Here is a 20,436-nt window from a genome sequence, read left to right as displayed (position 1 = left end):
GCCGCCGAAGCTGGCGACGCCCGCCGCCGTGTTGCCGGCGCTGCCGCCGGAGGCTTCGATGGCCGGGCCCATGCGGCCGTAGAGCAGTTCGGCGCGCCTCCTGTCGATCAGGTTCATCGCGCCCTTGATGATGCCGTTGGTTTGCAGAAATGCCTCGTCGCACTGGGCGATGATGTCGACGATGGCATTACCGATACAAAGCACGTCATAGTTCGGCATCAATGATGTCTCCGCGAAAAACCACCGGCTTTCTGCCACGCCGGCCGCGGGAGGGTCTAGCGAGTTGAAAAGCGTTGCCGCATGCGCTTGATCCAGCGCCCTCACGCAACTGCGGGTTCGTGACGATGGTCGGATTTCTGCGGCCTTTTTCCAGACCGCTGATGTACTGATGGCTGAATCCGGAAATCTCAGCAAGCTGTTCCTGCGTCAGACGCTTTTTTTGCCTGATTTTCTGCACATTCCGTCCGACCACCTGCGCATGTCCATGCACGAAGGTCAGCGGATTGGGCAGCTTAAATTTATCAACTATAATATGTAATCTACATCGTGCTTCCAGTCCGCTGGGGAAAACCTTCGCGGCGGCCATATTCCGGAGATAGAATTAGCGATGCTACAGCCGAAATCGACTCTGCCGATTGCTGACGAAGTCCCTTGGTCAGAAAGCATCACGAGCTACGACCGGCAACATCGCACCATTTACCTGCGCATCCCCGATGCCTGCGCCTATAATGCCAGCGTAGAGGAAATGGCCCATCGCATTCTCGGCATCGACCCGATCCTTGAACCGGTCCGCGCCCGTAAAGCAGTCCGCAGCCATATCGACCGCGCCAACTGGATGGTGACAACCGGCAGCAAGCACCTGTTCGGCGGCTGAATACGGCGCGGATTGCCACGCCTTTTCAGACGAGAAAATCCAGGTACCCGCCATTCATCAGTGCGCGGCCACGCGAAACGGCGCGGCGGATGCGATCGCGCAGGTGATCGCGAGGATCGTTTCAGTCGGAGTGGACGCGCCATTGGCCGATCAGCGTGAGGGGAGCCCGCTGGCGCATGGCAAAGGCTCGTTCAAAAAGGGCCTTCTTGCTACCGCGGCACAGTTGGCGCGCAAGCTCGCGCCTTGGCTGCGACCATCATGCTGGATTCCCGCCGCTCTTTTTGCTAGCGAGATATCTCTTTTGCTAGCGAGATAGCATGAACAATCGACTCCCACCTGCCTGGTCAATGCACATCAAGCCCGGACCCGCGCCGAAAGCGAAGGTGCCGATAGCGAAGCCAGTGAACCCGCAGAAAGGCAACGCCCAATCGCGTGCACAGGCCGACGACGCGCTGCTGAAACAGGCATATGCCTTTCAGCAGGCCAAGCGGCTCGACGAGGCTCAGGACCTATGCCTTCGGGTTCTGGAGCGCACGCCAAATCATCCGCTCGCCTTGTACATCCTGGGGACCGTATACCTGGGTTACGATGATGAGAGGGCCTTGCGATATTTCGCACGGGCGGTCGGCGAGGAACCTAAAAACCCCTACTACCACCTCAGCCTGGGCGAGGCCTATGTTAAGGTCAGCGAGTATTCGCCAGCAATCAGGCATATGCAGTATGCCTTGGAACTGCAGCCCGGCCTTATCGAAGCACTTTGTGCATTGGGGCGCACTTACACCGCGTTTGACAAACCCGATTTGGCTTTGCCGCTTTACGAGAAGGCGCTGAAAATCAACCGCGACCATCCCAAGGTGCGAGCCGGGCTGGCCGCCGCGCTCAGCGGCATGGGGCGTATGGATGAAGCCGCCGTCTATCTGAAAGAAGCGATCGATCGCCGTATTGGGGTGCCGGCTGCCTACAACGACCTTGTACAGACACGAAAGTTCACCGAGGAGTCCGAGGAGCTCCAATCCATCCTTCGTGAACTCGGTAATCCGAAACTTGGTTCGGAAGGCGCGCAGCAACTCCATCTCGCCGCCGGCAAGGTGCTGAACGACCTCAAGCGCTATGATGAGGCATTCGACCATTTCAACAGGGCGAAACAAGCCTCCGGCTACAAGTTCGACATTGACTTGTATCGTCGGTGGATCGATTCGATGATTGAAACCTTCACGCCGGACTTTTTGGCTGCCCGGGCCGGCTATGGAAATCCTTCCGAAGTGCCTGTGTTCGTGGTTGGCATGCCCCGCTCGGGGACGACGCTCACCGAGCAGATCTGCGCCAGCCATCCCGATGTTCATGGCGCAGGGGAGCTTAGCAAACTAAGGCGGGTCGCGAATGCGATCGGCCTCAAGACATCATCGGCTGGAGATTTGAGCCAGCCAATCACCTTGATCACAGAAGACCTGTCCAGATCCTTGGCCGAAGAGCATCTGTCCTATTTGCGGGAGCGGGCGCCTGCCGCACTTCGCGTCGTGGATAAGATGCCGCACAATTTTGAACTGATCGGCCTTATCGGGCTTCTCTTCCCCAACGCACGCATCATTCATTGCCGTCGTGACGCCATCGACAATTGCGTCTCCTGCTTTGTCCTCAATTTTAGCGAGGGGCACAGCTACAACACCGACCTGAAAACACTAGGCCTGTACTATCGCGAGTATGACCGCCTGATGCAGCATTGGAACAAGGTCTTTCCAGGCCTTATCTTCGAAAATCGCTACGAAACGCTGGTCGAGGACCAGGAAGCTCAGTCACGCCGCCTGATAGATTATCTCGGGCTGCCTTGGGGTGACGCCTGCCTGCGCTTTTTTGATAGGGATGGTTCGGTCAACACGCCCAGCCGCTGGCAGGTTCGTCAACCGATCTACAGATCGTCCGTCAAGCGCTGGAAGAATTATGAAAACAAGATTCAGCCGCTGATACAGTCGCTGGGCGATCTTGCAGAGATTTGACTTGAGGTCGGTGATCCGCATTGTGTGGGCCGGGGGGGGGGTCGCAAGCGCATAGATTCGCCGGCCGATTACTAGCGTGCGGCCGGCACCGGTCAGCATCCCTCCCTTCGTCATTTCCAGGGTCTGCGCTCCGCTTCGCGTCGGTCCGCCCTGGGATTAGGAGGGCATGGTGGCTGATGCCATTCGCCGGCGTTGAGATTCAGAAATTGAAGGCCGATCCAGCAGAGAACGACTATCGCCGGCGTTGGCGGCGCCACGCATCACGCAAGAAAAAACCCGGCGGTTGCCCGCCGAGTTCGATTTCAGTCAAACGCTACTGATTAGAACGAGCGCTGGAAGCGGAGGAGGCCGCCGAAGTTGTCGTCGTCATCGGCACCGGTCCAGTTGCTGACGGTCTCATTACCAAGATGAAAGTAGGCGGCTTCGGCCGTGACCGTCAGGCCGGGGACGATATCGTAGGCGATGTTCGCCACGACGCCGAGATTCTCGCCCTCGTCATAGGAGATCTGGGTGTTGAACGAGGTCTTCTCGTTGATGGTGTAGGTGCCACCGCCCCAAACTGCCCAATTGCCGCTCCACAGCTTGTACATGCCGCGGCCGTTGGCGGGGATTGCGAAGCCGCCGTCCGTGTAGTTGTCGTCGGTGCCGTAGCCGGCCATGATGAACAGCGACAGGTTCTCCATCGGGGTGACGTCGAGGCGAACCTTGCCGGCCACTTCTTCATAGTTGCTGTCGTAGGCAATGACGCCGGTGATCGCGCCCCAGCCCTGCGTCCACTTCACACCGCCGACGACATGCGGGACGTAGCTGTCGATCGTGAAGTCGCCATAACCTTGTTCGAGCGAGACGACGGCCGAGAAGCCGTTGCCGGCGTCGAAGTAATACTGGACGACGTTGGTGTCGAAACCACCGTAGGGAACCAGCGTATCGTTCAAGACGTTGCCGGCGTAGCCGCTGAACGTATCGAAGGCCGATTCGTCCTTACCGACGCGCAGCCCACCGAGCTGGATCCAGGCGAAGTTCAGCGAAACGCCTCTGTCGTAGGCTTCGTTGAGGAGCGGAGATGTATCGCCTTGGGTGTTGCGAAAGTTGAAGCGGGTCTCGGTGTACGTCTTCAACGTGCCGAGCTCCGTTTCCTGGCCGGTCCAGGTCTTCAGCGAGAAGCGAGCACGCTTCCAGTAGGTATCCTGATCGTCGCCATCCTCGACGTCGACGGTCCCCGCACCGAAGAATGTGCCGATATCACCCACGCCGATGTCGTAGCGGACATAGCCGCCGATGCGCAGGCAGGTCTCGGTGCCGGGGATGTAGAAGTAGCCAGCGCCGTAGACGTCACAGATGCGGACGTATTCAGCGGGTTCCGGCTCGGCAACGACGACGGCGTCGGCGGCGCGCGCACCGGATACTGCGACCAGCGCCGCAGCGGAGCCGAGAAGAAGGCTCTTGATGTTCATTTTGATCTCCTTGAATGATTTGAAAAGGGCGAGGACGTCGATGGACGAACCGCTCCCTTGTCCCCACGATCGAAAAAGATGCGCATTACGAAGCATCCTTCCCGGCTCGAACGCTATTCACCGGACGGAATAGTGCAAGTTCAAACTCCGCTTCCGACCAAAGCTTGCAGTATCAGTTGTATTTTTATCACTAAATTATCAGTATTACTTGCACAAATTGAACAACTATACATTTATACAAACCGCACAATTGGTACATTGACTATTTGCGTACGCATCAAATCTGCACGAAAAACCACCGACGCCTGACCAACGTCAGACATCTCCAATCAGAGAAATGGCCTGGGCGGCCGACGCAACGACTTCTGTGTTCGTATCTTCCCTGAGCAATTCGATAGGAACGCGGCCTTTGAGAAGAGGCGAGGGACTGATCAGCCACAGCCAAGCCAATCTGGGATCGGAGATCGAGGAGAGCACCTGCCGGATTCCGGGCATGGGCCTGCCGTCGATGAACTGAGCCAGGGGAAATACATGCTTGCGGGAGCCTCTTCGAAAGGCAACCACATCATTGTGCTGCTGCCACCAATGCAGCGTTGACCGCGGTATCCCAAAACGTCTCTCGAGATGCGTCGAGCCAGCAACTGGACCGGCCCACTCTGCAATGCGCGAGCCTTCTCTCGGATAATCTTTCAGTACCGAATGCCCGAGCGGATGATCGGCTGGCCGGGGTCGCGAAGCGGTCTCACACGCCTGAGCGTTCAGCCGTCGCGCTGCTTCGGCCTCCAGTCTGCCAAGCAATTCAGCGGCCACGGCAGTCAAATCGGCGGAAGCAGGCGCAACAGCTGCCCTATCAACCTGCCTCGCCTCATCACATTGGGCGAGAATGCGCTGCACCTCCCTCAGGACAAAGCTTGAAAGCTCGCTCTGGCGCTTTTCATTCGCAAGATCACTCGACCCGGACATATGTGGCTTTCCCAATAGCATTCCCTCAGCAAGCCGCTGAAAGAGCGTTGAAGACCTGAAGCTTGGAGGACGGCGACATGTTGCGTCTTCGTATGCTCGCGACCTAGCAGCCGTCTTGCGGTTTCAACTTGTGCCTCTCAATAAAAAAGGGGAGAACGTCGATGGACGACTGTCTTTGCCCCCCCACGATCATGGGCGTTTGTCCCCGCCAGCTGCAAGTATGCGCGACGTGGTGTTGAGTTCGCCAATATAATATTCCGGACGATACCATCGCGTTTGCAGATGGCCGCGTCCCATAGACAACTCCCGCTGCTACGCTGGCAACCCGATCTGGGGGTGTCCAGGGTCCCCACTCTGCGATACGTGCGTGAAATCTCCGAGAGTTTTGAAACGTGCAGCCCGTTGCCGTCCCAGAACCGAGGCGACTGGGGACTGCATTCGGCTACCCGGCGACGGCTGCACTCATTGTCGGATTTTCGACGAAGTCGGACATGAGACACAGCGCTGTCAGAGTGATCGCGTTGTTTTGCAATGATTTGTCATTTGGCACGACACATGCGGGGGCGATCCCGCATGAGCGCTCCGTCAATCTCGATTGATGCGAGCAGGTTTCAATCAAGGCGAATATTGCGTCGTTTCTGAAGATCAAGGAGAGAAGAGCATGGCGAGAGCGCGAATTGGCGTGGGGCGGGCAGTGACAGCGGCTGTCGTCCTCATGGTTGCGGGACAGGCCGGCGCGGCAGATGTTGGGCAAGCCGCGAGCGTCCCGCAGGCAGGAGGCCGGGTCGCGGAAGCGCCAAGCCCCTGGCAGATCCGCCTGCGGGCGTTGGGGGTGATCACTGAGGATTCGAGCTACGTCAACGCGGTGCCCGGCTCCGGTCTTTCGTATTCCAACAGCGTGACGCCGGAACTCGATATTCGTGTTTCTTCACGGACAACGTCGCAGCCGAGCTTATCCTCGGCACCACCTATGCCAACATCACAGGCCAAGGCTCCATCGGCGGGCTGGGGAATATCGGCAAGGTTTGGCTGCTGCCGCCCACGCTCACATTGCAGTACCACTTTACCGATTTCGGCGCCTTCAAGCCCTATGTCGGCGCCGGCGTGAACTATACGATCTTCTATCATCAGCAAGCCGGCAGCGCCGATGATCTCAAGGTCAAGAACACATTCGGCGCCGCGCTGCAGGTCGGATTCGACTACATGGTGGACGAGCACTGGGGCGTCAACTTCGACGTGAAGAAGCTTTTCCTGAAGCCAGACTTCGATGTCACTGTCGCCGGCGCCAAGCTAACAGGCGAGGCCACGCTCGATCCCTGGCTGGTAGGCGCAGGTCTCACCTACCGCTTCTAAGGACGAAGCACACTGAGGGGGCACTTTTCGAAGTCCGATCGGTGTGTCGGTCGCTCCCACGCAACTTAATAGTCTGTCTGCTGCGATTCTGCAGCAGGGGGGATGGCGCGAGTGTCGCTGCCAGGCAATGTGGTGACCTGGGCGGCAGGCCGTCACCAGACGCTCAGGCGGATGTTTTCCGACCAGCGTTTCAACAGGGACTGGCGACAGTGGCGGGCGCTGCAGGACGGCGAGATTCCCGAGGATCATCCGCTGATCGGGATGTGCAAAGTGGACAACATGGTCACGGCGCATGGCGCCGATCACCGGCGCTTGCGCGGCCTGCTGTCCAGGAGCTTCGCGCCCAGTCGGATCGCCTTGCTGGCGCCACGGATCGAACAATGCGTCGATCGACTCCTGGCCGAGATGGCGCAGCGCGGCGGCAGTGCCGATCTGATGTGCGAGTTCGCCGTTCCGCTGCCCACCAACTTGATCGCCGAACTGTTCGGTTTGCCGGACGAACAGCGCGAGGAGATCGTCGCGCTCACCTACAGCCGGGCCAACACCTCCGCCACAGCCGCAGAGGTGCGACAGACGCGGCAGCGCATCCCGGAGTTCTTCCGTCGCCTGATCGCGCTCAAGCGGGGCCAGCTCGGCGACGATCTGGCTTCGACACTGATCGTCGCGCGCGACAACGGCGAGCTCGTTTCCGACAGCGAGCTCATCGACATGCTGTTCATGGTGCTCTCTGCGGGCTTCGTGACCACCACCGGCGTCATCGGCAATGGCGTGCTGGCATTGCTGACGCATCCGCAGCAACTGCACCTGGTGCGCAGCGGCCAAGTTCCGTGGTCACAGGCGATCGAGGAGATCCTGCGCTGGGGCAGCGCAGTGGCCAATCTGCCGTTCCGCTATGCCACCCAGGACGTGGAGATCGACGGATGCATGGTCCGCCGCGGCGACGCCGTCCTGATGGCGTTCCATGCGGCGAACCGGGACGAAAAGGCCTTCGGTCCCGGCGCCGACAGGTTCGATGTCACCCGGCGGCACAACCCGCACCTGTCGTTCGGCGAGGGGCCGCATGCCTGCCTGGGCGCAGAGCTGGCGCGCCTGGAATTGCGCTGCGCCTTCCCCGCGCTGTTCGGGCGGCTGGAGGATCTGGCGCTGACCATCGCCGCGGAGGACGTCGTCCACATGCCGTCTTACGTCATTCGCTGCCCGCAGCGCCTGCCGGTCACCTTCCGCACTTCCATCACTTAGAGAGTGCGGCATTCACCCCGGATTCGGTGATTCTTGGTTCGCCGGGGTGGCTGGTCTCGCACGAGGGGGCGAGCATGCCCGGTTACGCACGATCGTGGCGCCGGCCTTCAGCAACCGCAGGGTGAAGCTGCTCGCGCAGCAGGTCGAGGCGATCGCCGCGCAGTTGTTCAAGACGCTGGCGGCCCAGCCCCAGCCCGCCGACCTGCGGCGCCACCTCTCCTTTCCGCTTCCGGCCATGATCATCATCGCGCTGATGGGCGAATGCGCAAGCACGCTGAGCGAAGCCGAGCGGGAACAACTACTGGGATTCCCGACGGATCGTGACGATCTGGCCCGACTTTACACCTTTGGCCGAGCTGCTTATCTCCGAGCACGGCCTGTCAGCTGAAGCAGCTCGCAAGCGCCTCTCCCGCAGCAAACCGCCCATCTATTCCTTCGCGATTCCGCTCCTGCCCAAACAGGAAGCCTTCGTCTACCACGTCAAGGACAGGCAGACCGAACGGTTCTGGCACAACTTCCACCGCGACCTCAGAGAAACAGAGGCGTCGTGCTGCCCGTCGGCTGCGGTAAATCGGGGACGATCACGATCTCACCGTTCGCTTTCCAGTCGAACCGCACGTTGGTCGTGGCACCGAACATCAATAATGCGGACCAGCTGCTGAAAGACTTCGATCCGTCCAACCCTGAGATGTTCTACCAGAAAGCAAAGGTCATCGGCGCCCCGTGCCCGGAGCCAGTCGAGATCCGGGGCAAGACGACGACCGGGGCGATTTGAACGCCGCCGACGTCGTGGTGACCAACATCCAACAGCTCCAAGGCGATGAGAACCGTTGGTTGCAAGGCCTGCCCGATGAATACTTTGACCTTATTCTCTTCGACGAGGGGCACCACAACGTCGCGGCTTCTTGGGACCTACTGAAGGCGAAGTTCCCTGCCGCCCGCGTCGTCAACTTCAGCGCCACCCCCTATGCGCTCCGACGGCCAGCTCATGGCCGGCAGGATCATCTATTCTTACCAGGTCGCTCGAGCGATTAGAGCCGGCTACGTGAATCGGCTCAAGGCAGTAGTCCTAAATCCAAAAACATTGCGCTACGTGCGGCGGAAGGATGGCCAGGAGATTGAGGTCAGTCTCGACGAGGTGCTAAAGCTGGGCGAGGACGATTCCGATTTCAGACGCAGTATCGTCTCATCCGAGGCGACCATGACCACCATCGTGAACGCCTCGATCCGCGAGCTTGATCGGCTGCGGAAGGAATGCGGCGACAACAACCTCAAGATCATCGCCTCAGCACTGAACTTCGTCCACTGCGGCGAGATCGTGAAGGCGTATCAGGCACGGGTCGTCGCGCGGGCTACGTGCATTCGCTTGAGCACGGCAAGGCAAACGCGCGCGTAATGAAGAAGCTTGAGGACAATGAGCTAGACGTAATCGTCCAGGTTCGCAAGCTCGGCGAGGGCTTCGATCATCCGCGTTTGGCGGTGCCGGCGGTGTTCAGCATCTTCGCCGTTCGTGCAGTTCGTCGGCCGCATCATGCGGGTGGTGAAGCAAAACGCGCCCGAGGATTCGGTAAACCGGGGCGTAGTCGTGTTCCACGCAGGGGCCAACGTCGCCCGGCAATGGTCCGACTTCTAAGACTACACCGGTGCCGACTAGGAGTTCTTTGACGCCCTGCTACCAATGGAGGACCTGGACTTCTCCCATGGCGACGAGATTGAGATCGATCCCGCTCAGCCAACGGCCGGAAACAACGTCGAGGTGCGGTCGCAGTCCGACATCGTGCTGCAGGAGATTCCCCTGAGGATGTCGAAGCCTTGGCGATGATCCGCAAGCTTCGAGAGCGCGGCTACACTGGCGATGTGGTGGCTCAGGCGATGGACCAACTCGATGCCGTGCCGGTCACCAAGGTGCGCCAACGTCAAGCTGGGCGCGCCGCCCTAGACACTCGTATCAAAACCGAGGTCGGCGGGATCTTCGCTGCAAGGAAAATCAATCACCTTGGACATGACCTCGACCGCAAGCGAATCAATCGGACGAACTTCGTTGTGATGAAGGGCGCGATCGACGAGGAGGCCAATAAGCTAGTCGGCAGGAAGTCTGGGGAGCGCAGCGAGCTTACCCAGGCCGATCTGGACACCATCGAAACCGATTTTGCTGTAATCGTCGAACGTGTCACGAAGGTGGTCTTCAATGCCTAGAATCAAGACCCTCACGTGGAGATCGATATTGTGCAGCGCGGGCACGACTGCCAAGGCAACCCCGTCCATCGCTTGTCCAAGGGCGGCCGCCGGCTCGCTGTAAAGAAGGAGCGCGGTTGGGACTACTACTGCGTGGACTGTGCAGCGAAAATCCTGAAGAGAGACGCCGAGAAGATCAAGGGGGTGCTCGGTGCAATTGCGGCTGATTAGCCGCCTACGGCGTGAAATTCAGATACCCGTAATGCCTGGTAATGCATTGTTCTCAGGAGAGTTGAGACGTCGCGCTGAAGAAGGCGAGGCTCTGCGCTGTCATTCGGATCGTCGGTCAGTGCGAGCGTCATCACCGCTTTGAATGTGTCGGGTATGCCTTGGATAGCGCAATAATTTCTGCCATACGTCTAAGCAGGCGGGCGTGGGGGGTATCGTGGACCAGAATAGCCTTCTTTACGATGAGCGATTTTTAGAGACTTATGCCGGGTCGATTATCAACGATCCGCCCACTGCTATAATAGAACTGGTAGCCAACACTTGGGATGCTTATGCGACGAAGGTCAACATCACCTGGCCGGATTCTAAGGAAGGCCAAGTCTTTGAAATCGAGGACAACGGTCATGGCATGATACGCGACGAGTTCCAGCGAATTTGGAGGACATTCGCCTACAACCGGATCGCTCATGGTGGTCTAAAAGTGGAGCCTCCCTCTGATACCGAGGGAGCGCCGCGCCAAGTCTTTGGTAAAAATGGAAAAGGCAGATTTGCAAGCTTTTGTTTTGCCTCCGAATACCTGATCACCTCAAGAAAAAATGGTCAGGAGTTCATATGTCGGGTGCATCGTACCGATAGCGACCCCCTCGTCCTAGACGAAGTCTCCTTTACACCGAAAGGTGTCCAAGGCCACGGCACAAAAATTGTCGGCCACGGGGCTCCCCGATCTATCCGTCTGGCAGAGGACAAAGCGCGCGAAATTATAGGCAGTGGTTTCCTCGCCAATCCGGCATTCAAGGTAAGCATCAACGGCCGTCCGATAACCTTCAGTGACATTCCTGATCTCATCTCGGAGAGCAAAGTAGCGGTCGAAGGGCTGGGCACGGTTGAAATCCTCCAAATCGATACCAAGAAGTCGGATAAGAGCACGAGGCAACATGGCATCGCGTGGTGGGTTCAGGGCCGAGCGGTCGGAAACTGCAAATGGAGCGGCAGCGATTATGAACGGGTGCTAGATGGCCGAACGTCGGAGGCGAAGCGATTCACCTTTATTGTGAAGGCGGACTTCCTGAATGAGAAGGATGCGATCCTTGCGGACTGGAGCGGTTTCAATAGTGACAACAGTGCGTGGCAGGCCACTCGTGCCGCTGTCCAAGACCGCATCAGGCAGATCATTCACGCCATCGGACAAGGTGAGCGGGAGCAAACCAAAAGCGCCGTGATCGAAAAGCACGGCAATACGATCAACCGGCTTTCGCCTGTGAGCAAGCAGCGCGTCTCAAATTTTATCGATGAGATCGTCGAGAAATGCCCAAATTTTGGGGAGGCGGAGGTCTCCCAGCTTACCGGCATATTGACCAAGCTTGAGCAGTCTCAGACCCAATACGGTTTGCTTGAATTGCTACATAACTGCGAGCCGACGGATTACGACAAACTTCACGAGATACTCAGTCAGTGGACCATAGGCATGGCAAAGGTCGTGCTTGACGAAATCCAAACCCGCTTGAAACTGATCAATGAGCTTCGGATGAAGACCAAGAAAGTCGGCATCGACGAGGTTCACGAACTTCAGCCCCTTTTTGAGCGCGGTCTTTGGATGTTCGGCCCTCAGTTCGAGAGCATTGAGTACACGTCAAATGTCGGAATGACGAAGGTCATCCAAACATTGTTCAAAGATCCAAAAGGCAAGGGAAGTCGCAGTCGGCCGGATTTTGTGGCACTACCTGACGGCAATGTCGCCTTCTATGGACGCCCGTCCTTTAACGAAGATTTTGAACAGGACGGCATCGACCATGTGGTTATTGTTGATCTGAAGACCACCGGCCTGCCCCTAGGAAGTGTCGAAAAGGACCAGATCTGGCGATATGTGAAGGAATTGCGGGCTCGGGGCGCTTTGAACGTTCTTGCTCAGGTCAACGGCTTTGTTATGGGAGATCGTATAGCTCCAGGTGAAACCGAGCCGACGAAGCAAGGGGAGAACGTCAAGATCGTCCCTATGCTATATAGTACGATCCTCGCGCGGGCGGAAAAACGCCTCTTGACCCTGCATGACCGCGTCAAGGACGCGCCTTTCCTTGCTGACCAGCATGAGGAATTGAAGCGATTTTTGGAGCCCGTTCCGGTTCGGCAAGCAGAGATACTCTAGCAGTCTCGGCGCCATATTCTCTGTGACATGCCGTGCATGCCTTCATGACACTTGCGGCGGTCAATACGGCATATGACAACGATCAATGCAGGTGTAATCTTGCAGACCGGCCCGAGAAAGCCGCCAGTCGCCTTCCCACCCCAAGCGACCATGCCGTCCATTTCGGGGAATGGCAGTTTTCAGGGGAGACCGCGACTGCCGTGTCCGTATTGAAGCGCAAAGCCGCCATTCAGCACGTAGAACTATAGGAGGTTCGTGCTGATGTTCACGACCAGGGAGGAACGCGCCGCCAGAAAGTCGGTCCCTCCTCAAATTTTTCGTAAAACCGAATCTGGTGTCCCAATTTGTCCCATAAGCGCACGCAATTCGGGCTGGGGCGCGACCCAGGAAAGTTCGACAAGCTTCTAGGAACCCTAGCCAAACTGGATGTCCTTTCGACATGACGATCCCTTGGGACTGCTCAGTCGATAGCGCCGCAGTCGTTTCGGCAAGCAAATCAAACGGTTGTCGAAAGACAGCGCGAACCTTGCCATCGTCCCATGTGCAGTTCGACAGCAGCAGATTTAGAAGCCGTTTCTTCTCACCCGGAGCCTGCCGGGCGAACAGTTGGCGGGCGTTGCGCGCCAACTCCAGCAAGCGCACGCCATCCTCCATGTATGATTCCTCGGCTCGCCATGCCGCTCGATCTCACGGAGTAGGCGCGTCTGCTCGACCCGCCATTGCGCTGACATTCGATCGTAGAAGGCGCTGTCGATGCGTCCATCGAGCTTGTCCAGGTACATTGCCTGAAGCCGATCCTCGAGGCGCTTGTATTCCTTCTGGCATCGCTGGATCGCCTGTTCCTGCTCCTTACGCTCGTCCGCGTGGCTGGCCTTGAGCGCGTCGCGGACCCAATCCAGCACCTCCTCATCGAAATGGAGTTTGTCCAGCAAGGCGCCAAAGGTCTCTTCCAGGACCTCCTCGCGGACGTACTTGCGGCGGCAACCGGCATAGCCGCCGCGGCCTTTGTCGCTGTGACCGGTGCAGTGGTAGTAGACGTATTTGCCCTTTTTGATTTCGGCCACTACCGCGCAGCCGCATCGGGTACAGGTCATCAGACCGCTGAAGGCAAATTCATAGCCGTAGGAGTGGATAGGCGTCGCGTGACGGCCGGCCAGCACGCCTTGGACCCGCTCCCATAGTTCGATCGATACCAGAGGCTCGTGCTTGCCGTGGTGCAGCTTGCCGTTCCATTGAAACAATCTGGTGTATAACCGACGGTCTCCACGAGCGTGCGTTCCAAGTGCGCACTTTGATCGCAGAGGCGCTCGCTCAGTTCGTGAGCGTTGTACCATTCCCGCCAAATCGCCAGCGCGGGATCGGAAGGTACAGCTGCTGCCGGCGCCTTATCGGCAAAAGCACCTCTTTCCCATCCTAAGATTGCAATCGCCGTTGCACCAAGTACCCTCCTGCGGGTGACGAAAGACAAAGGCGTGGTATTGTCGGAATCAGCCATGATCCGAGCTCCTAACAGCTTGGTAGTGGTCAGGCCGCACCGAGTGTATCGAGCACCGGTGCGGCCGCTAGTCACCATCTTATGTCACTTTTTGTGACTTTTAACAAGATGAATGTCATGAAAACGGACATACTGCCTCAGCAGATCCGAGCAGCTCGGGCCTTGATTGACTGGACGAGAGAGGACTTGGCAAACGCCTCTGGAGTGACAGTTCGTACGCTCGCCAGAATTGAAAGCTCTCAAACGCTCCCTAGGCCGGCAACAGTTCAGGCGATATCTTCTGCGTTGGAAGCGGCGGGGATCGAATTCATTTCACAGAATGGACGGGGACCAGGCGTCCGCCTTGCCCGTCGACTGGACGATAACTGACACGACCAACAGCCGTGCCCCTCAACGGGGCAGACTTCGAAGATCTCGTGCGCGATCTGATCGGCGAAGAACTCGGCATCCCGTTCGAGGCGTCCTGCGCAGGGCCGGACAGTGAGATCGATGGAAGGCACGCGCCCGGATGTGCTTGGCGTTTGTAAAGAGATCGTCATGGCGGCAAAGAGATGAAAATGAGGTCGGACCAGTTAAGTGACGAAGAAGTAGCCGCCGCTCATGCTGCAGGACCCGATTCAACATCGGTGAGGACGAATATGATGGAAGCCACCACGCCTGGTATGGCTTATCCGCCACCCTAAAGTATGTCCGTGACGAAAACCGAGGTGTTCGACTGTCGTCACCGTCTGCTGCGACCACCGACTTCTGGGCAAAACTCCTAACCTCTCTAGAAAAGAGGCTGCCTGACGGCTGGACCCGATTCGGTCATCGTCTCCTGAATGTTGACATCACGCAACAGAAACAGATTGAGAAGTTGATGAAGAAGGGAATGAGAAAGACGAGCGGTAATCCGCATCTTTTCTTTCACTCGGGCATCACTTTCGGCGCCAGCAACAAAATGCAGACAATCGCCGTCGCAGTCGGCGCTCCAGTGCAACCGGAGCAATTTGACCGTAATCTCAGAGCCTGTTCAGAGCGTGCGCTTGAACAGGGTGGACAGGATGACGTTCTAGTCTTGTACTGGTTTATGCCGCGAACTTCAGAACCCTACGACTTCATTGGGGTCTTCAACCGTCGTCGGCTTTCGGACATCTGTGGTATCCCAGTAGATCTCTCGGCAGCGCGTCGCTGCTGATGCCGCAGCCGTGTCAAAAGCCGCAACGGCGAACAATCGCACGCTGTGCTCTCACGGCTAACCGGTACGCGCCCCGAGGTAGTTGGCTGTCCGGCCTGCACGGTCATTCTGTACGATGAGACAACTATCGGGGGCGTTCTGGCACGTTTTACTGAGATTGTGGCGCAACTTCAGCCGGTTCATCGTCGAAGCGTAAAGGCGGTCGGTGGCGTCGCGCAGAATGTGGCTGGTGCAAACAATCCGCTCAACATACAGAGTTACTGGCCTGCGTATGAGCGGAGCAGGTCCATAAAGACGACAGCGCCGGAAACCTTCTGCGCGGCGGTTCGATTCTGCACCGAGCTTGAAGTCGGCAACGTGCACGCACGGTATGGAGTACTGCTGCAGAGCGTCGTCGAGTTGCTGAGGCTTGCGGATAAAACGACCCCTAACCGAGCTGGGCACCAGACGCCAATTGCCCTGAGCAACCTCCACCGGTTTCCGGACGCTTATGGCGGCGCTTGTGATGGGGCCAATGCCTTCACGGAAGCATGGCCCGGAATCATACAAAGACTTGGTGATTGCTGCGGAATAAATATCAACGCCGCGGCCGTCGGCCCCTATCTGTACACCGAACTGGGCGACGCGCAGGCGGAGCCGACTGTCATGCCGGGCAATACTTTCCTAGGCGCGAACGGCGTGGCGGTTGAAGTCTCAACAATTCACGGCGTGAAAGGCGAAACGCACGACGCTACCCTCGTGTTGGAGACTCGTTACAAGCAGTTGTTCGACGTGCAGGAAATGCTGCCGTTCTTGTTGGACGAGGCCACCCCGAAGCCAATTTACGATCCGCATCATCCAAAAACCAATGTCTCAATCAGAGCCAGCTTCATGCAGAAGCTCTACGTGGCTGCGAGCCGCGCACGTCATGTCGTATGCATCGCAATGCATAGAGACCGGATTACCGAGGAGCAGCGCATTAACTTGCAGGAATTGAAGGGCTGGTCCGTGATTTCGCTTGCCCCACCAGAACCGTAGGGGTTGATGGCCCCTGGCGCGCCACGCGCGTGGACCGAACTCACCATGGCGGGTTCGTTGGCGAGAAACTGGAGCCAAAGAGCCTGGCACTGGCTAAAGGACGCGTACAGTAAACCTTTGCGAACTCCCCCGAAATGGTCCTTAAATGACAAAGCACTAACCAATTAAATCTAACATTTAGATGGTTAATTGTTCCGAAAGCTCTCCGGCGTAACCAGTGTGCGTGTACGGAGATATGCGGCGTGAATGAGTGGGGTTTTGCGGCTGAGGTTAGCAAGTGGTGGGAGCAGACCGCCGCTGCCAATCCGGCGTGGCGATTTCACAAGGTGAAAGTTGAGGAACATGTACCGGGCAGCAGGCAGCGGAGCGACCTGATCATACAAGGGGATCAAGCGGCGCTATGTGGAGAAATTCGACTTCCTGATCACGCCAATCCCTCGCCGCTCGATTTTGAAAATCTCCGAGATGCCGTATCCAAAGCTCTGGCGCACGGATGCCGATGGGCGTTCACGTCCGATGCTAAATCGCTCTACCTCATCGATACCCAGCAAACCGGTTCCCTCATTACAAAGATCGTTCACAAGGAGGTGCTCGGGGAGGCCTTTCTCCGCGAAGAGCTTGATGATCCTATCGTTCTCACCCGGATGTCCAAGGCCTGGGTAAGTGCGCTTCACGATCTTGCCCCTATCATTACCGGGCTCTCGAAACCTGCCGGAATGGCTCCTGATGAGCTCTTTGTCGAAGCCTTGCGCGAATTGATGACTGCTCCCGTCGCAGCGATCCGAGATGCGATGCATGCGCAGCGCGCATCCGATCCTGCATTCCAAGGCGCATTGATTCAATGGATGGTCGACGAGCAAGGATGGACGCACGATCCTGCTAAATGGGAAGCCGAAGTTAAGCGCGCCGCAAAACTGACAGCTTATGTCTTCGTTACCCGCTTATTGTTCTATGAAGCATTGAGGCGATCAAAGCCTGGATTAGAAGCGCTGTCCTTACCTGGACCTCCTTCCACCAATGCAAAGCTGGCAGCCCAGATGCTAAGCTTCCAATTCGGGGAGGCTCGACGAATCTCCGGAGACTACGAGACGCTATTTTCATGGGATCGTGTTTCGCAGTATGCATTCATAGCTGATAGCTGCGTGCCGTTCTGGAGGAGAATGGTGGAGCACATTGAGCATTTTGACTTAAGTACTATCGATCACGACATACTCGGAAGGCTCTTTGAGCGCTTGATCGAACCAAACGAGCGATATGAATGGGGTCAACACTATACGTCCTCGGACGTCGTAGACCTGATGCTCTCTTTTGCTCTGCCGAATGGCGAAGGAAATCTTCTTGACCCGGCCGCCGGCGGCGGGACATTTCTCGTTCGCGCTTATACGAGAAAGAAGGCGCTCTGCCCAACGCAGTCGCATCAAGATCGCCTCACCGAATTGTTCGGTGTGGACGTGTCTCATTTCGCGGCCACAATCGCGACGGTCAACCTTGCGGCGAAGCAGCTGGAATTTGAGAATAACTACCCGCGCGTTGCGACGAAAAGTTTCTTCAGCATTGAGCCAGGTGACAAGTTCATGCAGCTTCCGTTGGATGCCTCTGTAGAGCCGCGGGAGATGGTCACCATCGGCCTGCCCCCGATGAGAGCTGTTGTAGGGAACCCGCCGTACATCCGCATACACAAGTTGGGAAAAGAGCGTCAGGCGGAAGTTGCCGGCGTCCTTGGCAAAGGGAGTCGCGTGCGTTCCCCTCAAAAACTGCCAAAATCCGCGAACTACCACGTCTATTTCTGGTTTCATGGTGCCCAGTTTCTCGAGCCGGGAGGCTACCTGGCACTGCTAACCTCTGGAGAGTGGCTGGACAGCGACTACGGAGCGCCGTTGCAGGAATGGCTTCTCAACAATTTCGCGATTGAAGCTTTTATCGAAAGCGGCGCGGAGGCTTGGTTTTCCGAAGCGCGCGTTGGAACCGTGGTAACAATTGCTCGGCAATGCTCCGATAAAGCTACGCGCGATGGAAACATTGTGCGCTTTGTCACGCTCCGTAAGACCGTGCGTAACCTGATTGGATTACACGATTCACCTGTCGAACACATGGGAGCAGTAGATCGGCTTCGCGACCGGATTCTAGCCCTAAGTGGAGATGGCGAAGGAGAGGACATGGACTGGAGCGCGGTTTCGCAAATGCAGCTGCGCGTGTTGGGCGCAAAATAGGACCGAGATGGTGCATCCGTCCCATATAACAGGCTCTTTAGCGTTGGACGATCACAGCCCCGCTGTAGGCTACACAGGATCGGCTTGGCGAGCGCGGTTCTTGCGTGCCCCAAAGATGGCTTTGCAGCTGGCCGTACGGGAAGATTTTGTCCCTCTGCATACATTTGCCACCGTGAGGCTCGGTTTGAAGACAGGAGCGGATGGTTTTTTCTTCGTCGAACGCCTGCCGAACCCAAGTTCTGGCGGGGAGCTTTTGTCCCGCCGGGGAATTATTTTGGTGGAGGGCCAAGATGGTTGGCGAGGGGAAATAGCCTCTGCAGACTTGCGTCCCGCTATTCTCAATCCCCATCAACTATTCGCCGGCGACATAAGGCTCTTCGCTATTTCGAAAGATACGAAGCATCTATACCTATGCCCGGCGTCAGGAAGGCTCCGTCATGGATTGGCCGAGTATGTGCGCCTCGGTGAGCTTATCGGGATTCACCAAGGTGAACTTGTTCAAAGTAACGGCAGTGATGCTGGTTGGTACATTCAGGTCCGCTCCTTGGTTACAAGTGAATGGGTGTTGCCGTACAATTCTGCATATGACTATGGGGCTTGGCACAACCCGCATGGAGCGGTTCTGAACGGACGCTTTGTCGGCGCAGAGCCGATCGACAAAGACAATTCAGAACTCGTAGGCGCCGTGCTCAACAGTACGTTCGCGGCGATGGGCCGGCTTATTGAAGGTGTCGCAACCGGCGTGGAAGGGGCGTTTGACGTTGGCCCGCCTGCCGCTCGCAAAATCAAGGTGCCTGATATTCGCCTGTTCGACGAGCGAGGGCGAAAATTGGTGTTGGCTGCCTTCGAAGCTATCAGACAGAATGGCGAGATGCTTCCATGCCCGTCGAGAACGGGGACCGTAGTGCAGCTCAGGCGCGATCTCGATAGCGCGCTCCTGGTCGCGCTGGGAATGTCTCGCGGCGTCGCCGCCGCCTTCCTTGATCCACTGTATGCCAGCTATGCCAGATGGCGCGGTAACATCGAAGATGTTGAGTCCCAGATGCGGGTCAATCGCCGCCAAATGAATGTCACGGGGCTAAATCGAAACCAGCGTCCTGCGGAAACAGCTGGCAAGCGCGTATGGGAAGAATTGGAACACCTGGTTCCCCTTTTTCCGCGCGCGTTTTTGCCAAAGGAAGAGATTTTGGAGCTAGTAAACATCCCGGCGGGCGCCTTGATCCAAGTGTCACGCCCGCTTTTTGAAGAGGGAACGATCCGGACTAAAACCAAAGCCGTAGACCTGAAATCTTATGAGCGAGTGCGCTATGTGTCGATGCTGCGCCAACTCGGCTTGGTCGGCAACATTGAGGTGCCAACCTCCGCAACCAAAGCGGCGGCGATCGTCGAACTCTTTGAGAAGGACCAGCGACGCTTCCATGAACTGGCGTCTGAAAACGCGGCAAAATATGTTTCCGACAAGGAGGCTATTTCAGAGGTTGTAGAAATTGCTAGAAGACACTGGTTCCAAGCTTGCCGAAAGAACGCCCTTGCCGGGCAAAAGACCGTAAAATCGTCTCGCAAATTGAATTAAAGCGCGTCGCGTCAAAACGATTCATGCGACAGCCTCTACGTCCGCAAAACGACCGCTTTCCGGAAAGTCAGCAAGACCATGGAAATTTGAGGGTTCTCACAGTGCTTTGTGAACGAACACCGAGTGCAGAATTCTATTTTGCCGATTGAGCTCTCGTATATCGCTCGTCACGAAATACGCGCTTCTGAAGGAGGTTGGGGGGATTTCCATTCGCTGGGTGCAACCTTGATTCAAGCCTAGGCTTAGCCGATGAGAGCGCATGATGAGCGGCATATTGTATACCTACGTCTGGGGAAGCCACAGTCACCGGGGCGGACCACTGACCTTTACCAGCAAGAGTAATCGCACAGTCGCCATTCGCAGAGTTGTGTGCGTCAAGTTCTGCAAAAATGGCGTGGCATTCAGCGGTGACATTGGCGTGTCCGCCGCGCAGCCCCCGTGTTTAGCGGAGCGGCGGACATGGCGCCGCGTCTCAGGCGGCCAGTGCCCTCAGGTTCTCCTTCTTGTGCTCGCGCAGATGATCCATGTTGAGGTAGCGGGT

Annotated in this window: 20 protein-coding genes and 3 pseudogenes; 17 read left to right on the top strand and 6 right to left on the bottom strand. The window is 57.4% G+C overall.

What is annotated here, in order from left to right; all coding sequences use genetic code 11:
- A pseudogene (locus tag AC0L2M_RS33685) lies at positions 1–219 on the bottom strand (adenosine kinase); the annotation flags it as partial.
- Positions 206–586 (bottom strand): helix-turn-helix domain-containing protein, encoded by a 381-nt coding sequence (locus AC0L2M_RS33680; RefSeq protein WP_473537132.1) that lies wholly within the window; start codon positions 584–586, stop codon positions 206–208. The pseudogene AC0L2M_RS33685 and the gene AC0L2M_RS33680, both read right to left, overlap by 14 nt.
- Before the next feature lie 21 nt (positions 587–607).
- Between AC0L2M_RS33680 and AC0L2M_RS33675 the strand changes: the two genes are divergently transcribed.
- Positions 608–874 (top strand): hypothetical protein, encoded by a 267-nt coding sequence (locus AC0L2M_RS33675; protein ID WP_473537130.1) that lies wholly within the window; start codon positions 608–610, stop codon positions 872–874.
- A gap of 25 nt (positions 875–899) precedes the next feature.
- On the opposite strand, the gene AC0L2M_RS33670 is transcribed toward AC0L2M_RS33675, so the two are convergent.
- Positions 900–965, bottom strand: coding sequence for a hypothetical protein (locus tag AC0L2M_RS33670; protein ID WP_473537133.1), 66 nt, complete (start codon positions 963–965; stop codon positions 900–902).
- Between the two features lie 226 nt (positions 966–1,191).
- Between AC0L2M_RS33670 and AC0L2M_RS33665 the strand changes: the two genes are divergently transcribed.
- Positions 1,192–2,868, top strand: coding sequence for a tetratricopeptide repeat-containing sulfotransferase family protein (locus tag AC0L2M_RS33665; RefSeq protein ID WP_473537129.1), 1,677 nt, complete (start codon positions 1,192–1,194; stop codon positions 2,866–2,868).
- 320 nt (positions 2,869–3,188) lie between these two features.
- Here AC0L2M_RS33665 and AC0L2M_RS33660 read toward each other — a convergent pair whose 3' ends face one another.
- Complete coding sequence (locus AC0L2M_RS33660) at positions 3,189–4,322, bottom strand: porin (protein WP_473537128.1); 1,134 nt, start codon at positions 4,320–4,322, stop codon at positions 3,189–3,191.
- Between the two features lie 315 nt (positions 4,323–4,637).
- Entirely contained in the window at positions 4,638–5,285 is a 648-nt protein-coding gene (locus AC0L2M_RS33655) for an antitoxin Xre/MbcA/ParS-like domain-containing protein (RefSeq protein WP_473537126.1), read from the bottom strand.
- A 661-nt stretch (positions 5,286–5,946) separates the two neighbouring features.
- Between AC0L2M_RS33655 and AC0L2M_RS33650 the strand changes: the two are divergent.
- The 9 genes and pseudogenes from AC0L2M_RS33650 (at position 5,947) to AC0L2M_RS33610 (ending at position 12,423) form a co-directional block, all read left to right on the top strand.
- Positions 5,947–6,638 (top strand): annotated as a pseudogene (locus tag AC0L2M_RS33650) (OmpW/AlkL family protein).
- A gap of 171 nt (positions 6,639–6,809) precedes the next feature.
- The gene (locus tag AC0L2M_RS33645) at positions 6,810–7,877 is read left to right on the top strand and encodes a cytochrome P450 family protein (protein WP_473537125.1); all 1,068 of its coding nucleotides are present in this window, start codon (positions 6,810–6,812) and stop codon (positions 7,875–7,877) included.
- Between the two features lie 5 nt (positions 7,878–7,882).
- Positions 7,883–8,136 (top strand): annotated as a pseudogene (locus tag AC0L2M_RS33640) (cytochrome P450); the annotation flags it as partial.
- Between the two features lie 288 nt (positions 8,137–8,424).
- The gene (locus AC0L2M_RS33635) at positions 8,425–8,652 is read left to right on the top strand and encodes a hypothetical protein (RefSeq protein WP_473537123.1); all 228 of its coding nucleotides are present in this window, start codon (positions 8,425–8,427) and stop codon (positions 8,650–8,652) included.
- Positions 8,649–8,912 carry a DEAD/DEAH box helicase family protein gene (locus AC0L2M_RS33630; RefSeq protein WP_473537122.1) on the top strand — a complete coding sequence of 88 codons (264 nt, stop codon included), beginning with the start codon at positions 8,649–8,651 and terminating at the stop codon, positions 8,910–8,912. The genes AC0L2M_RS33635 and AC0L2M_RS33630 overlap by 4 nt, the downstream gene beginning before the upstream one ends.
- Positions 8,913–8,922: 10 nt before the next feature.
- Entirely contained in the window at positions 8,923–9,273 is a 351-nt protein-coding gene (locus AC0L2M_RS33625) for a hypothetical protein (protein WP_473537120.1), read from the top strand.
- A 416-nt stretch (positions 9,274–9,689) separates the two neighbouring features.
- On the top strand, positions 9,690–10,073 hold the full coding sequence (locus AC0L2M_RS33620) for a hypothetical protein (protein ID WP_473537119.1): 384 nt from the start codon (positions 9,690–9,692) through the stop codon (positions 10,071–10,073).
- Between the two features lie 15 nt (positions 10,074–10,088).
- Positions 10,089–10,283, top strand: coding sequence for a hypothetical protein (locus AC0L2M_RS33615; protein WP_473537117.1), 195 nt, complete (start codon positions 10,089–10,091; stop codon positions 10,281–10,283).
- A gap of 214 nt (positions 10,284–10,497) precedes the next feature.
- The gene (locus AC0L2M_RS33610) at positions 10,498–12,423 is read left to right on the top strand and encodes an ATP-binding protein (protein WP_473537116.1); all 1,926 of its coding nucleotides are present in this window, start codon (positions 10,498–10,500) and stop codon (positions 12,421–12,423) included.
- A gap of 563 nt (positions 12,424–12,986) precedes the next feature.
- On the opposite strand, the gene AC0L2M_RS33605 is transcribed toward AC0L2M_RS33610, so the two are convergent.
- The gene (locus AC0L2M_RS33605) at positions 12,987–13,664 is read right to left on the bottom strand and encodes a recombinase zinc ribbon domain-containing protein (RefSeq protein WP_473537115.1); all 678 of its coding nucleotides are present in this window, start codon (positions 13,662–13,664) and stop codon (positions 12,987–12,989) included.
- 335 nt (positions 13,665–13,999) lie between these two features.
- Here AC0L2M_RS33605 and AC0L2M_RS33600 point away from each other — a divergent pair, with 335 nt between their 5' ends.
- The 6 genes from AC0L2M_RS33600 to AC0L2M_RS33575 all read left to right on the top strand — a co-directional run.
- Entirely contained in the window at positions 14,000–14,287 is a 288-nt protein-coding gene (locus AC0L2M_RS33600; RefSeq protein WP_473537114.1) for a helix-turn-helix domain-containing protein, read from the top strand.
- A 490-nt stretch (positions 14,288–14,777) separates the two neighbouring features.
- The gene (locus tag AC0L2M_RS33595; protein WP_473537113.1) at positions 14,778–15,095 is read left to right on the top strand and encodes a hypothetical protein; all 318 of its coding nucleotides are present in this window, start codon (positions 14,778–14,780) and stop codon (positions 15,093–15,095) included.
- 159 nt (positions 15,096–15,254) lie between these two features.
- Positions 15,255–16,112 carry a hypothetical protein gene (locus AC0L2M_RS33590; protein WP_473537112.1) on the top strand — a complete coding sequence of 286 codons (858 nt, stop codon included), beginning with the start codon at positions 15,255–15,257 and terminating at the stop codon, positions 16,110–16,112.
- Positions 16,113–16,354: 242 nt separating this feature from the next.
- Complete coding sequence (locus tag AC0L2M_RS33585; RefSeq protein ID WP_473537110.1) at positions 16,355–18,322, top strand: HsdM family class I SAM-dependent methyltransferase; 1,968 nt, start codon at positions 16,355–16,357, stop codon at positions 18,320–18,322.
- A gap of 115 nt (positions 18,323–18,437) precedes the next feature.
- Positions 18,438–19,895, top strand: a complete 1,458-nt coding sequence (locus AC0L2M_RS33580) for a hypothetical protein (RefSeq protein WP_473537108.1) — start codon at positions 18,438–18,440, stop codon at positions 19,893–19,895.
- A 274-nt stretch (positions 19,896–20,169) separates the two neighbouring features.
- On the top strand, positions 20,170–20,436 hold a 267-nt coding region (locus AC0L2M_RS33575), incomplete at its 3' end, for a hypothetical protein (RefSeq protein WP_473537107.1).

Source organism: Mesorhizobium sp. WSM4806 (genome assembly GCF_055811635.1).
The sequence above is the reverse complement of the archived record's forward strand: the minus strand, read 5'-3'. Positions and strand labels throughout refer to the sequence as shown.

What these genes read in the sequence shown, in the direction of transcription:
- AC0L2M_RS33675 (WP_473537130.1), top strand. Translation starts at nt 608, where the DNA reads ATGCTACAGCCGAAATCGACTCTGCCGATTGCTGACGAAGTCCCTTGG.
- AC0L2M_RS33580 (WP_473537108.1), top strand. Translation starts at nt 18,438, where the DNA reads ATGGCTTTGCAGCTGGCCGTACGGGAAGATTTTGTCCCTCTGCATACA.
- AC0L2M_RS33645 (WP_473537125.1), top strand. Translation starts at nt 6,810, where the DNA reads ATGTTTTCCGACCAGCGTTTCAACAGGGACTGGCGACAGTGGCGGGCG.
- AC0L2M_RS33660 (WP_473537128.1), bottom strand. Translation starts at nt 4,322, where the DNA reads ATGAACATCAAGAGCCTTCTTCTCGGCTCCGCTGCGGCGCTGGTCGCA.
- AC0L2M_RS33680 (WP_473537132.1), bottom strand. Translation starts at nt 586, where the DNA reads ATGGCCGCCGCGAAGGTTTTCCCCAGCGGACTGGAAGCACGATGTAGA.
- AC0L2M_RS33655 (WP_473537126.1), bottom strand. Translation starts at nt 5,285, where the DNA reads ATGTCCGGGTCGAGTGATCTTGCGAATGAAAAGCGCCAGAGCGAGCTT.
- AC0L2M_RS33595 (WP_473537113.1), top strand. Translation starts at nt 14,778, where the DNA reads ATGAAGAAGGGAATGAGAAAGACGAGCGGTAATCCGCATCTTTTCTTT.
- AC0L2M_RS33665 (WP_473537129.1), top strand. Translation starts at nt 1,192, where the DNA reads ATGAACAATCGACTCCCACCTGCCTGGTCAATGCACATCAAGCCCGGA.
- AC0L2M_RS33600 (WP_473537114.1), top strand. Translation starts at nt 14,000, where the DNA reads ATGTCACTTTTTGTGACTTTTAACAAGATGAATGTCATGAAAACGGAC.